This is a genomic window from Pseudomonas sp. PDM24, from assembly GCF_019218905.1.
In the GTDB taxonomy this organism is placed as follows: Bacteria; Pseudomonadota; Gammaproteobacteria; order Pseudomonadales; family Pseudomonadaceae; genus Aquipseudomonas.
Genome location: NZ_JAHUWR010000005.1, coordinates 56,070 through 68,480, shown reverse-complemented (window position 1 = coordinate 68,480; position 12,411 = coordinate 56,070). Strand labels below are relative to the sequence as shown.

Here is a 12,411-nt window from a genome sequence, read left to right as displayed (position 1 = left end):
GGTGGTGTTGCAAGAATGCAGCCAAACAGGACTGATTAGTGTTTGCGCGAAGAGTTCTGCATGATCAGCTTGATCAGTGGCCCCAGCGTGACGCCCAGGCGAGCCAGCCGGGTCAGGCTGCCGATACCTCCACCCTTGGCACCCTTGCCGGTCAGAAAGCCCAACCCGATCACGGCCGCGATGCCCCAGAGCGGGGCGTGTTTGATGCCGAGACCGTCTTGCAGGTTTTGCGTCATGCCACGCACCCGTTGCAAGGGATGCAGCAGCTGTTGGGATTCGTGGCGAATTTCCTGGCGATGCATTTCCATGCGCAGGCGAATCAGCGCCTTGCGCATTTCCGTGCGCGAGCTGTTGCGGGGAAGTTCAGACAGGCTCATGGCAACAGACGCTCCCGATCATTGGCCAACTCTTCCAGGGTGCCGTGGAAGGGCGAGGATTCATCGAAAATCGCTGCTCTCAAGCGCATCGCACAGAACAACGCGGCGAGGGTATAGAACACACAGAGCCCGATGATTGCTGCCAGGCGATAGGTGTCCCAAAACAGGATCAACACCAGCGTCGACAAGCCCACCAGCAATAACAAGGCAAAGACCAGCGTCAGGCCTGCAAACAACAACAGGCTTACCGTGCGTGCTTTTTGTTCCTGCAATTCAATGCCAAACAGTTCGACATGACTGTGCAGCAGTCCAAGAAACGCGGCACCGAGGCGCCGCGGGGATGAGCCGGTGCCCGTCGCGGACGGGCCGGATTCGCCGATCGCCATATTAGCGCCGAGTGGCCAGCAGGCCGATCAGGAAGCCCACGCCAGCCGCGATTCCGACCGATTGCCATGGGTTGGCCTGGACGTAATCTTCCGTGGCGGTGACAGCGGCTTTGCCGCGCTCGCGCACAGAGTCTTCGGTCAATTTCAGGGTTTCCCGCGCGCGCAGCAGACTGTCATGGATCTGCTGGCGCAACTCATCGGCTTGATCGCCAGCCAGGGATTTGGTGTGTTCCAGCAACCTTTCAGTGTCGGTGACCAGTGTCTGAAAATCTTCCATCAGAACTTCTTGAGCAGTCTTTGCTGTGGTGCGTGCCATTGGTGATCTCCGTGAGTGGCTTCTGAAGCGTTCGAGTATGAGCCTTGCGTGAAGGTTCAGTACAAATGACTGGTACAACTTTTGCTATGTCGTGGTGCGTCAGCCTGCGCCGTTGCGCTGTTGCTGGGCATGATTTAAGGAAAACCTTAACTCAAATAATCAAAACTCGCGCAAAGGTTCCGTTCTTGTGCGCCAAAGCGGTTCATCCGGATCAGCGCTTCAGTCTGGATCGGCTGCAACTTGGTGCGCCAGCCTTCTGCGCGAACTGCTTTGGTGCTTTTTTCAGCCTTCAGGTCTGCCAATCCATGGAAAATCTGCAAAGTGCTGTGGACAGTCTGGTCCATAGCTCCAACACGTTGTTCATCCTTATCGGTGCGGTCATGGTCCTGGCCATGCACGCCGGTTTCGCCTTTCTCGAGGTGGGTACGGTTCGACAAAAAAACCAGGTCAACGCCTTGTCGAAGATCCTCAGCGACTTCGCCATTTCGACCCTGGCCTACTTCTTTATAGGCTATTGGATTTCCTACGGAGTCACTTTCATGCAGCCGGCGGCGGTGATTACTGCCGATCATGGCTATGGGCTGGTGAAGTTTTTCTTTCTGCTGACCTTTGCTGCGGCGATACCGGCAATCATTTCCGGAGGCATCGCCGAGCGCGCCCGGTTCGTCCCGCAGTTGTGTGCGACGGCGCTGATCGTGGCGTTCATCTATCCCTTCTTCGAAGGCATGATCTGGAATGGCAACTTTGGTCTGCAAGCCTGGTTGCTGGAACGCTTCGGTGCCAGTTTCCATGACTTCGCAGGGTCTGTGGTGGTTCACGCCATGGGTGGCTGGCTGGCACTCGCGGCGGTGTTGTTGCTCGGCCCAAGGCAAGGTCGTTATCGCGATGGACGACTGGTGGCATTCGCACCGTCGAGCATTCCCTTTCTGGCGTTGGGTTCCTGGATTCTGATCGTTGGCTGGTTCGGCTTCAACGTAATGAGCGCTCAAACACTGCAAGGGGTCAGCGGGCTGGTCGCGGTGAATTCGTTGATGGCCATGGTCGGCGGCACCGTGGCGGCGTTGATTGTCGGGCGCAATGACCCGGGCTTCCTGCATAACGGCCCATTGGCCGGACTGGTGGCGATCTGCGCCGGATCGGATCTGATGCACCCGGTGGGCGCGTTGGTGACCGGTGCCATCGCCGGGGCACTGTTTGTCTGGTGCTTTACCGCAGCTCAAGGCAAATGGCATATCGATGATGTGCTGGGCGTCTGGCCTCTGCATGGACTGTGTGGTGTCTGGGGCGGGATCGCTTGCGGCATCTTTGGTCAAACCGCCTTGGGTGGTTTGGGGGGCGTGAGCCTGATCAGCCAGTTGATCGGCACTTCTCTGGGTGTGATCGTGGCGCTTGCCGGCGGTTTTACGGTGTATGGCGTAATCAAGGCGTTCCATGGTCTGCGCCTGAGCCAGGAAGAGGAGTATTACGGCGCGGACTTGTCGGTGCACAAGATCGGTGCCGTGAGCCAGGATTGAATCAGCGTTCCTCATCGTCGGCACCGGGGTAAAAGCCGTGCAGCAGGCGATAGCGGTCACGCCGTACCTGGTCGACCCGGTCTCGCACCTGCTGGCCGGGTATGCCCAGCATGATCAGCGCGTGGGAGACGAGCATCAGGCTCGACTCCAGCAACTCGGGTACGACTTCGCTGGCACCGGCCGCCTTCAACTCGGCCAACTGACTGTCGTCCCGTGTGCGCACCAGGATCGATACACTCGGGTTGAACCGGCGTGCCTCCTTGAGTATCAACAGTGCGATGTCCGTCTGATCCACGGCGACCACCAATAGTCTGGCGCGTTCCAGCCCTATCGCCACCAGCAGTTCGCCGCGACGTGAATCGCCGTAATGAACGCAGCTTTCATTGACGGCTGCTTCCTGAACCCGCACCGGGTCGGTATCCAGCGCAATGTACGGTTGATCTACATTACGCAGGACGCGCCCGATGGACTGACCTACGCGGCCATACCCACAGATCACTACGTGATTGTGCAAGCCTGCGTTGAGTGCACTGATTTTTTCGAGTTCGGCTTCTTCGTTGGGCTTGTGGTGCAGGCGTGTGGCGATGTGGGGAGCGGCGCGCAGCAGTAAAGGCGTCACCAGCATCGAGCAGAACGTGGCAGCCAGCAGCAGGCCACCGAAGTCGGCGGGCATCAGTTTGTTCTGCTGCATTTGCGTCATCAGGGCAAAACAGAATTCACCGCCTTGAGCCAAGGCCAGGCCGCTGCGCCAGGCGGTTTCGACATCGCTGCCGCGCCATTTGACCAGCAGCGCGACCACGGTGCCTTTGATCAGCAGTAATCCCAGCGTCAGTCCGAGAATCAGCAAGCCGTGGCTGGCAAACAAGCGCAAGTCGATCAACATGCCGATGCTGACGAAGAATACCCCGAGCAGAATGTCGCGAAACGGACGGATGTCCGCCTCGATCTGATGTCGGTAGTGGCTTTCCCCCAGTAGCATGCCGGCGAGAAAGGCGCCCAGGGCTGGGGAGAGGCCGAGCAGGTGAGTCAGCCAGGCCGTCAGCAGAACGATCACCAGTGCCAACAGCACGAACAGCTCAGCGGACCGGGACGCGGCGACTTCATGAAACAGCCGTGGCAAAAACCAGCGACTGACCAGCAGCAGACCGACGAACAGCACGACAGTCTTGCCCAGCGTCAATGGCAGAGCCCAATACCAAACCTGGTCGCTGGTACCGGCGAACACCGGGACCAGAGTCAGTAGCAAAACAGCGACCACGTCCTGGAACAACAGCACGGCGATGGCATTCTGGCCGTGGCGGCTGAAAAGCTCACCGAGGCTGCTTAACTCCTTGCTGACAATGGCAGTGGACGACAGCGCCAAACCGGCACCGAGTAACAGTGCAGGCGTGGTTGGCATGCCGAACAGCATCAGCAACACCCCCAGCGCGACCCCGGAAACCAGCACTTGCAGGCTGCCCAGGCCAAATACCACTTGGCGCAGGGCGAGCATTTTCGACAGGGAAAATTCAAGCCCGAGAGAAAACAGCAGGAACACCACGCCCAACTCGGCAAGGTCGGGCAACTCTTCGCTTTCATTCACCCAGTCGAACGCGGTCGGTCCGATCATCAGCCCTACGCACAGGTAACCCAGCACCGGTGGCAAGCGCAGGCGCTGGAACAGTGCAATCACTACCAAAGAGGCGGTGAAGATGATCAACAGATTGGCGAACACAAAAAACTCCGGTGAGGGATCTGGCTACTCAAGCGTAGAAGTAAAAAAGACGCGAGCATCGCGCAAATGGCCGTTAAGGCGAATGATGTGCGTCAGGAGTTTGCCGAAATCTCTTGAAATGCCATTGCTCAGACAGATAGGGCATCGGCTCGACTGCGTTTGATCGCGGGCCTAGAATGAGCGCTTACTTCGATGGGTCTTGTCGTCATGCCTCCTGAATGTCAGTTGTTCGGCACCGTTGGTTGCCATCTTTGTGAAGTCGCCGAAGCCATGCTGATGGAGTTTGTCGAGCGTGGTCTGTTGGTGGAACTGGTGGATATCGCTGACGACGAAACGTGGTTCGAAGCCTACAGTCTGCGTATTCCAGTGTTGCGACGGGTCGATACCGGCGCAGAGCTGAGCTGGCCGTTCAGTGCCGATGAAGTGGTGGCGTTCCTGCGCTGACTCTGACACTGTCAGCGATGCCCCACCCGTCGCAGTACTCGTTTCATCCATTGGCGAAAGGTTGGTTATTCGGCTACTGTATGCGCATACAGTTATTCCGATTGCCTGCCATGCTTTTCCCTGTTTCGGGTTTACGCAGGCGATCCCGGACGTCAGAGGGATGAACCTTGGTCAATGTCGAGCAATTGAAGAACAGCGTGAACCGGATGTCGGCGGACGTGGTGCGCGAGGCTGTCCTCGAACTGCGTTTGGATGGTCTGGTCACGGAGGGGAAAACACCCTTCAACAAATTGCATTTCAATACCTGTTTCGCCGAAATCGAAGCCTTGTTCCAGCGTGCGGGCTACCACCGGCAGCTGGATGTCGTGGGCTATCAGGGGTTGTTGTATGCGCTTTATGATCCGGGGCGCTGGGAAGCGGTCGATGTGCTGCGTTGGCTCAAGGAGTTCACCGAAGCGGCCGCTCGAGCACAGTCGATACCGGCCTGAGGATTCTCTTCTAGGTTCGTTCCGGCCACTGTTGGATAATGCCGCTCTGTATTGAGGGTTAGAGCTTTTCGTATGTCCACTTCATCTTTTTCTGCCGCACACAACCAGGCCAGTACGCTCTATCTGCCGCCGGGGACGTGGCAGACTGTACTCGATTGCCTGTGCGAACACTTCAGCGCCATCGGTCGTGAACAATGGCTGGACAGAATTGCTCGCGGTCGTGTCCTTGATGGGCAAGGCCTGCCGATTCCCCTGAACCTGCCTTACAAGGAAGGTCTGCGGATTCATTATTTCCGTGAGGTGCCGGACGAAAAACCGATCCCGGTGGTGGAGTCGATCCTCTATGCCGACGAGCATCTGGTGGTGGCGGACAAACCACACTTTCTGCCCGTGACTCCGGCGGGCGAATACGTGGAGCAGACATTGCTGCGGCGGCTGATCCGTCGCCTGGATAACCCGCATCTGGTGCCTTTGCATCGCATTGACCGGCATACGGCCGGGCTGGTGCTGTTTTCAGCAAACCCTCAGAGTCGGTCGGCGTATCAATCCTTGTTTCCTGCACGCCAGATCGAAAAGCGCTATGAAGCAATCGCCCGGGCATTGCCGGAACACTCCTTCCCGCTGGTTCATAAAAGCCGACTTATCGATGGCGAGCCGTTTTTTCGCATGCAAGAAGGCCCGGGAGTCAGCAATACCGAGACGGCTGTCGAGGTCAGGGAAAAAAACGGTGAACTCTGGCGTTATGCGCTGTACCCGGTGACGGGCAAGAAACATCAGTTGCGAGTTCACATGACAGCCCTGGGGGCCAGCATCTGCAATGATCCGTTCTACCCGCAGGTGCTCAAGGACGTAGAAGATGACTATGCCAATCCCTTGAAGCTGTTGGCCCAGGGGCTGCGATTTGTCGATCCGGTCACGGGGCAGGAAAGAGAATTCGAAAGCACCATCACCTTGCAGTGGTGATCACAGGGCTAACGACCCTGCTTTTCTTCAGCCACGAAAAAGCCCGCTTTAAAAGCGGGCTTTTCTGTATCTGGTTGTCGCCGTAAAGATTACAGATCTTTAACGGTACGGACCTGATCTTTGTTGACGCGGGTGTGCTTGCCATCCAGTTGTTCGAATTCGTAAAAGCCCGATTCTTCATCGTACTTAGGCGCGTCGACGGCCTGGATTTCTCGACCGTCATTCAAGGTGATCACTGTAGGCGATGCGCAACCGGCGAGGGTGGCAAGGCCCAGTGCGAGCATGAAAGTGGCGAGGGTCCGTTGAGTCATGGGTGTGTCTCCGAATGGGAATTCTTTTGGTTGCTGAGCTTGAGACGTATACAACGCGCGCAAGTTCCTTCGCGTGTCAGTCTGACACAGTGTGGTGTGTGCTTAACAGTTCCGGCGTATTGAGATTGGCCAGACGGGGGTCGTTATCCGGGCATTGCAGGGCTGTGGCGCCCAGCTTGCGCATAAGGCGGCCCGGGCTGCGCTCGCCTTCGTTCCAGGCGGTTTCGAAAGCCGCTGAAAGGGCGACGGGAATCATGCACAGCAAGGGTTCCCAGTGTTCGCCATGGCGCAGCATCAGCGGTTTGTCCGGATGCTGTCCGGCGGTTTCACGCATGTCCTGGAGCAGCGCGGCATCGATGCGTGGTACATCGCAGGGCAGCACCAGTAGGTGAGTATGGCGGGCGGCTCTCAAGCCTGCGCGAATACCCGCCAACGGTCCCGGAAAGTCGCCTTCGTCGTCATGGACCAACTGATCCGCATAAGGCGCATATTTTTCCAGGTTTCTGTTGCAGGAGATGATCAGGTCATCACTCAGCGGGCGCGTCTTGCGGTGCAGATGCGCGATCAGCGGTTCGCCGTGCCAATCCAGCAATCCCTTGTCCTGACCGCCCATGCGTTGGCCGCGACCGCCGGCCAGGAGCAGAATGGAGCAAGGTGCCAGAGGTGTATTCGAGGTCATTACACTTCTCCATGAGGGCGGCGAAAAAATGAGGCGCTGTGATATAACACCGGGCTGTTTCTCCTACAACTGGACGAGCCTATGAAAGCCAAGGCTGATGTACCTTTCGCACCGCTCAACATCGCGGTGCTGACTGTCAGCGATACCCGTACCCTGGAAACCGATACCTCAGGCCAGGTCTTCGTCGACCGTTTGAGCGCTGCCGGTCATAACCTGGCGGCCCGTGTATTGCTTAAAGATGACCTCTACAAAATTCGCGCGCAAGTCGCCAACTGGATTGCTGATGAGGTCGTGCAAGTGGTGCTGATCACCGGTGGTACCGGGTTCACCGGTCGCGACAGCACGCCCGAAGCCGTGAGTTGCCTGCTGGATAAACAGGTCGATGGTTTTGGTGAATTGTTCCGGCAGATATCGGTAGCGGATATCGGCACATCGACGGTTCAGTCCCGGGCTTTGGCCGGTCTGGCAAATGGCACGCTGGTGTGCTGCTTGCCGGGCTCGACCAACGCGGTGCGCACCGGTTGGGACGGCATTCTCGCCGAGCAACTGGATTCTCGTCACCGTCCGTGCAATTTCGTGGCCCATCTGAAACAGGCGGCACCCTGTGAAACCCGCGGGTAAGCCAGGCAAGACAGGCAGTCTGATGGCTGTCGAGGCGGCACTGGCGCGTTTACTGGGAATGGCCGACGCCTCGACGATTCGTGAGCACGAACGCTTGCCGTTGGCGCAGGTTCAGGGGCGTGTACTGGCCGCTGACCTGGTCTCGACACTTGATTTGCCGCCTTGGCCCAACAGTGCCATGGACGGTTATGCCTTGCGCCTGGCCGACTGGACGGGAGAGCCGTTGGTGGTCAGTCAGAAGATTTTTGCAGGCCAGGCCCCGGAGCCCTTGAAACCAGGTACTTGTGCGCGGATCTTCACTGGCGCGCCTGTGCCCGCCGGTGCCGACTGTGTCGAGATGCAGGAGAACGCCGAGGCTCAGGCGGATGAGCGGGTACGTTTCACCGAAACCATGACCCCAGGAAAGAACATCCGTCCACAAGGTCAGGAAGCCACCGTCGGTGAGCTGATCCTGCCCGCCGGAACGCGTCTGGGGTCTATTGAGCAGGGGCTGGCGGCATCACTGGGATGCGCTGAGCTGGACGTGGTTCGTAAGGTTCGTGTTGCGGTCTTGTCTACCGGTGATGAGTTGATTGAGCCTGGTCAGGCCCTTGGGCCAGGACAGATCTACAACAGTAATCGAGTGTTGCTTTGCAGCTGGTTGCAGCGGTTAGGTTGTGAGGTGATAGATGCCGGTATTCTTCCCGATGATTTAGCGACCACTCGTGCTCGCCTCGGTGAGTTGAAGGATGTCGACCTGATTCTCTCGACTGGTGGCGTATCAGTGGGAGAGGCCGACTTTCTGGGCATTGCCTTGCGGGAAGAAGGCGAATTGACGCTGTGGAAGCTTGCCATTAAACCAGGCAAGCCGCTGACGTTCGGGCATTTTCGCGGCGTGCCTGTGATCGGTTTACCCGGCAATCCGGCGTCTACCCTGGTGACTTTTGCTCTGTTGGCAAGGCCCTACCTTTTGCGCCGCCAAGGCGTAAAAGAAGTCGAGCCCCTGAAGTTTCAGGTGCCGGCAGGATTCGTCTGGCCAAAGGCGGGTAACCGACGTGAGTACTTGCGCGGACGTCTGGAGAATGGCCGGGCAATCATCTACAGGAATCAGAGCTCTGGCGTACTGCGCAGTGCTGCCTGGGCTGACGGTCTGGTTGAGGTGCTGGAGGACCGTACGCTGATCGAGGGTGATTGGGTGAGCTTCATCCCGCTGAGTGAAGTCTTGAGCTGATACAGGCACTGGTTTTGCCCCGCAAGCCCGGTTGATCGCATCGGGCTTGCGTGCGTGACCATTTCTTAATGTGCCAGAAGTGTCACGACCTGATCGAAGCGGCTGTTGGCGATCCAGGCCAGAAGACCCAGGATCACGGCTGTTGCGCCAGCTGAATAGGCAAGCCTGTGTTTGATGGATTTGACGTCACCCCGGACTTCATCCATGTCTCTGCGGATGTACTTGAGGTGTGTCTCCAGTTCAATGACGCGAGGTTCCATGTCCACTTCTCCGGCGTGCTTTGCGCTGTTTTTGAGTTCAGCCTGATGATTGGCGCGATTTTCTGCGAACGGCGCGAACGGCGCGACCGGGGTTACCGGTAGTCTGAGGTCATGGCTTTGCATGGACTAACTGGCTCCTTGCGTTAAAACCATTCAGGTGATCGATGCCGTTGTTGCTTGCGCTTTTTGAGGCCCTTAAGGGGGTTTCATTCATTGTTTTCACATCCCTGTGTAAATTAAACGGGTAATCACTGATGACAGAGACCCAACGGTGTACCAATTGTTCGGATGGGTCAATTGAGCCGATTCCTCATGTTTTGTACGAAAAAATACCGCTCTGTAGGACTCACGTTTCCTTCCCTTGGAAATAATTGAAATCCAGTCGACTTTTATCAGGGGCTGCGAGGTCAACATATCCCATGGAATTGCGGATAGGGGAGTGGCAAAAATGAGCGAGCGCAAGGCACTGTTGATTCTGCATGGCAAGCAGGCACTCAATGAGGAGGTCCGTGCAGCCGTCGAAGGCAAGCGCCGGCAGGGCTGGAAACTGGCTGTTCGACTGACCTGGGAGGCCGGTGATGCGCAGCGGTTGGTGGAAGAAGCGCTGACGGCAGGCTATACGCAACTGATTGCCGGCGGCGGCGACGGTACCTTGCGTGACATCGCTGAAGCCATGGCGGCGCATTCGACGCAGGCCAGTCTGGTACTTTTGCCCTTGGGCACCGCCAATGATTTTGCGCGTGCTGCCGGTGTGCCTCTGGAGCCCGCTCAGGCGTTGGATCTTCTGGAGGCTGTCCCGCGAACCATTGATCTGGGGGAAGTCGGCGGTCAGGTTTTCCTGAACATGGCCACTGGCGGCTTTGGCAGTCAGGTCACGGCCAATACCTCCGAAGATCTGAAAAAAATTCTTGGCGGCGCCGCTTATCTCTTCACGGGTTTATCGCGCTTCAGTGAGTTGCATGCGGCCTATGGCGAGTTGCAGGGGCCAGATTTTCACTGGCGCGGCGAATTGTTGGCATTGGGCATTGGCAATGGCCGACAGGCTGGCGGTGGTCATGTGTTGTGCCCGCTGGCGCTGGCTGACGATGGTCTGCTGGATATCAGCATTTTGCCCGCGCCACAGGAAGTGGTCGGTACCTTGAAAGATTTGCTGGCCGATGGCTTCGGCATCGACAACATGTTCGTACGAGCTCGCTTGCCATGGGTGGAGATCAAAGTCTCGGAGGGCCTTTATATCAACCTTGATGGTGAGCCTCTGGAGGGCGACAGTCTGCGTTTCTCGGCGCGCCCGGCGGCATTGCGTGTGCATTTGCCCGAAGGCTCGCCGCTGCTGAGCGTCTCGAATCCAGTTAATCGTCCAGACTGATGATTTGCTCGCGCACGGCGAACAGCACCAGGCCGGCCACATCGTAGATCTGCAAGCGTTTCATGATCTGCGAGCGGTGGGTTTCGACAGTCTTGATGCTCAGAGCCAGGCCATTGGCGATTTCCCGGGTGGATTTTCCGCGAACAATCAGTCGCAGGATTTCCAGCTGACGTGCCGTCAGGTTGTGCGAGTCCTGGGTTTGCGCCTGATTTTTCTGCGCTCGAGTCAGCGCCTGGTTGATGACTGTATGGGCAATGGCCGGGCTCAGATAGCGTTCGTTATTGCGCAAGGCATCCAGCGCATGTTCGAGTTCGGTGGCCGTGGTGTCCTTGAGCAGGTAGCCATGAGCCCCTGATTCCAGGGCCTGCATGATAAGCGCCGGGTCGGTGTGCATCGACAGGATGAGCACTTTGCACTGCGGGCGTACGCGCTTGAGTCGCTGCAAGGCTTCAAGACCACCGGTTTCCTTCATGGAAATATCCAGCAGAATGATGTCCGGGGACAGCTGCTCGACCATCTCGACTAACAGTGAGCCGTCATTGGCCTCCCCGATTACCGCATAGCCGGGAATATCCAGCACCAGGGCGCGCACGCCAGCCCTGATAAGCGAGTGGTCATCCACCAGAAGTAAGTTACAAGTCAATGCATAACCTTATTCGTACTGGCCCGTTCTAGCGCACGGGGCGCCCAAGGGAAGAGTGCTTCGATTTGAGTGCCTTTGCCCGGCTCGCTGGTCACGGTCAGTGTGCCACCTAACTGATCGATCCGTTCCGACATCCCGGCCATTCCGCGTTGCCCCTCGCGAGCGGGATCTGCCGCTGGCGCGAAACCCAGGCCGTCGTCGCTGATCAACAACGTCAGGCCTTGGGGCAGGCGTTGCAGGCGGACCAACAAATTACTGGCCTCGGCGTGACGCAGTATATTGGTAACCGCTTCTTGGGTGATGCGAAAAGCTGCCACCGCCATTTCCTCCGGTATGCCCGTCAGGCGTTGATGGCATTCCAGGCTCCAATGCACGGAGGTATTGGCCAGGGTCCTGAGTAAATGTGCACGCAGGCTGGCTTCCAGCCCGAGACTGGCCAGTTGCCGCGGATTCAGGATGGCCGACACGTCTCGCACCTTGGTGAGTGTTTCGTCCAGCGTATCGCACAGTACCGAACACTGACCCTGCAGTTCTTCGGGCATTCGACGTTTGAGCCATTCACTTTGAAGTTTCGCGGCGGTCAGCAATTGACCGATGTCATCATGCAGCTCCCGACTGAGCCGATGGCGTTCGTTTTCCTGCACTTGCAGCAGACGGTCAGCCAGTTCTTGAGGTTGAAACTTTATCGATTTGCGCGAAAGGCAATGTCCCACCCAGACACAGGTCAGCGCTGCACTATTGAGCACCAGCAGACTCAACGGCACAGACATGGACAAGCTGTAGACCAGCAGGCTGCCAAGCGTCGAACAGATACACAGAAAAAGCGTGAACCGGCGCGCGTTTTTTCGGGAGGGTGGCCACAGGGTAATTGACTTGAGGCTGGCGTACATAGCGGATGGAGCCAATAGATGTTCGCTGCGGGCAGACCGGCCACAAGGGCTGACGGGTCTGTGTGTGGAAATCGTTGTGTGAAGTCGCCTTCGGCTGTGGTGCAGTGCCGGAAATGCAGCCTTCAGGGGGCTTGGCTGGATCACTTTGCCATTAATTGGCGTCAACTAATGGTCGGCATACTACCACTTAACATACCGTTGGTCGCGTTTGGTATATAGCTCTATATAG

16 protein-coding genes are annotated in these 12,411 nt (G+C 57.6%); 7 read left to right on the top strand and 9 right to left on the bottom strand.

Annotation, left to right across the window (positions count from 1 at the left end; translation table 11 throughout):
- Positions 1-35: 35 nt before the first annotated feature.
- Genes KW837_RS17365 through KW837_RS17355 form a run of 3 tightly spaced genes read right to left on the bottom strand, consistent with a single transcriptional unit; the run spans position 36 to position 1,079 of the window.
- Positions 36-377, bottom strand: a complete 342-nt coding sequence (locus tag KW837_RS17365) for a hypothetical protein (RefSeq protein WP_218397486.1) — start codon at positions 375-377, stop codon at positions 36-38.
- Positions 374-763 carry a phage holin family protein gene (locus KW837_RS17360; protein ID WP_007895049.1) on the bottom strand — a complete coding sequence of 130 codons (390 nt, stop codon included), beginning with the start codon at positions 761-763 and terminating at the stop codon, positions 374-376. Before KW837_RS17360 ends, KW837_RS17365 begins: the two co-directional genes overlap by 4 nt.
- A 1-nt stretch (position 764) precedes the next feature.
- Positions 765-1,079, bottom strand: coding sequence for a YqjD family protein (locus KW837_RS17355; RefSeq protein WP_007895050.1), 315 nt, complete (start codon positions 1,077-1,079; stop codon positions 765-767).
- Positions 1,080-1,384: 305 nt separating this feature from the next.
- Between KW837_RS17355 and KW837_RS17350 the strand changes: the two genes are divergently transcribed.
- Positions 1,385-2,593, top strand: coding sequence for an ammonium transporter (locus KW837_RS17350; protein ID WP_218397484.1), 1,209 nt, complete (start codon positions 1,385-1,387; stop codon positions 2,591-2,593).
- 1 nt (position 2,594) lies between these two features.
- Here the strand turns inward: KW837_RS17350 and KW837_RS17345 are convergent, their stop codons facing one another.
- Positions 2,595-4,307 carry a monovalent cation:proton antiporter-2 (CPA2) family protein gene (locus KW837_RS17345; protein ID WP_123497561.1) on the bottom strand — a complete coding sequence of 571 codons (1,713 nt, stop codon included), beginning with the start codon at positions 4,305-4,307 and terminating at the stop codon, positions 2,595-2,597.
- Between the two features lie 207 nt (positions 4,308-4,514).
- Between KW837_RS17345 and KW837_RS17340 the strand changes: the two genes are divergently transcribed.
- The 3 genes from KW837_RS17340 to KW837_RS17330 all read left to right on the top strand — a co-directional run bounded on the left by KW837_RS17340 (position 4,515) and on the right by KW837_RS17330 (position 6,202).
- Positions 4,515-4,751: a glutaredoxin family protein gene (locus KW837_RS17340; RefSeq protein WP_123497593.1), complete on the top strand. Its 237-nt coding sequence runs from the start codon at positions 4,515-4,517 to the stop codon at positions 4,749-4,751.
- A gap of 167 nt (positions 4,752-4,918) precedes the next feature.
- Positions 4,919-5,239 (top strand): hypothetical protein, encoded by a 321-nt coding sequence (locus KW837_RS17335; protein ID WP_008075636.1) that lies wholly within the window; start codon positions 4,919-4,921, stop codon positions 5,237-5,239.
- A 72-nt stretch (positions 5,240-5,311) separates the two neighbouring features.
- Positions 5,312-6,202, top strand: a complete 891-nt coding sequence (locus KW837_RS17330) for a pseudouridine synthase (protein ID WP_123497560.1) — start codon at positions 5,312-5,314, stop codon at positions 6,200-6,202.
- Between the two features lie 89 nt (positions 6,203-6,291).
- Here the strand turns inward: KW837_RS17330 and KW837_RS17325 are convergent, their stop codons facing one another.
- Together KW837_RS17325 and mobA are read right to left on the bottom strand one after the other, a co-directional pair.
- Complete coding sequence (locus KW837_RS17325) at positions 6,292-6,513, bottom strand: YgdI/YgdR family lipoprotein (RefSeq protein WP_007895056.1); 222 nt, start codon at positions 6,511-6,513, stop codon at positions 6,292-6,294.
- A gap of 76 nt (positions 6,514-6,589) precedes the next feature.
- On the bottom strand, positions 6,590-7,192 hold the full coding sequence (gene mobA / locus KW837_RS17320) for a molybdenum cofactor guanylyltransferase MobA (protein ID WP_218397482.1): 603 nt from the start codon (positions 7,190-7,192) through the stop codon (positions 6,590-6,592).
- Positions 7,193-7,273: 81 nt separating this feature from the next.
- On the opposite strand from mobA, the gene moaB reads away from it, so the two are divergent.
- Positions 7,274-7,813, top strand: a complete 540-nt coding sequence (gene moaB / locus KW837_RS17315) for a molybdenum cofactor biosynthesis protein B (protein ID WP_008075630.1) — start codon at positions 7,274-7,276, stop codon at positions 7,811-7,813.
- On the top strand, positions 7,797-9,023 hold the full coding sequence (gene glp / locus KW837_RS17310) for a gephyrin-like molybdotransferase Glp (RefSeq protein WP_218397480.1): 1,227 nt from the start codon (positions 7,797-7,799) through the stop codon (positions 9,021-9,023). The genes moaB and glp overlap by 17 nt, the downstream gene beginning before the upstream one ends.
- Positions 9,024-9,088: 65 nt before the next feature.
- Here glp and KW837_RS17305 read toward each other — a convergent pair whose 3' ends face one another.
- Complete coding sequence (locus tag KW837_RS17305) at positions 9,089-9,406, bottom strand: hypothetical protein (RefSeq protein WP_218397478.1); 318 nt, start codon at positions 9,404-9,406, stop codon at positions 9,089-9,091.
- A gap of 325 nt (positions 9,407-9,731) precedes the next feature.
- Here KW837_RS17305 and yegS point away from each other — a divergent pair, with 325 nt between their 5' ends.
- Positions 9,732-10,649 (top strand): lipid kinase YegS, encoded by a 918-nt coding sequence (gene yegS, locus KW837_RS17300; RefSeq protein WP_218397476.1) that lies wholly within the window; start codon positions 9,732-9,734, stop codon positions 10,647-10,649.
- Here yegS and KW837_RS17295 read toward each other — a convergent pair.
- Together KW837_RS17295 and KW837_RS17290 are read right to left on the bottom strand one after the other, a co-directional pair.
- Positions 10,633-11,292 (bottom strand): response regulator transcription factor, encoded by a 660-nt coding sequence (locus tag KW837_RS17295; RefSeq protein WP_123497551.1) that lies wholly within the window; start codon positions 11,290-11,292, stop codon positions 10,633-10,635. The two genes, yegS and KW837_RS17295, sit on opposite strands and share 17 nt — an antisense overlap.
- Positions 11,289-12,182 (bottom strand): sensor histidine kinase, encoded by an 894-nt coding sequence (locus KW837_RS17290; RefSeq protein WP_218398029.1) that lies wholly within the window; start codon positions 12,180-12,182, stop codon positions 11,289-11,291. Before KW837_RS17290 ends, KW837_RS17295 begins: the two co-directional genes overlap by 4 nt.
- Positions 12,183-12,411: the final 229 nt, after the last annotated feature.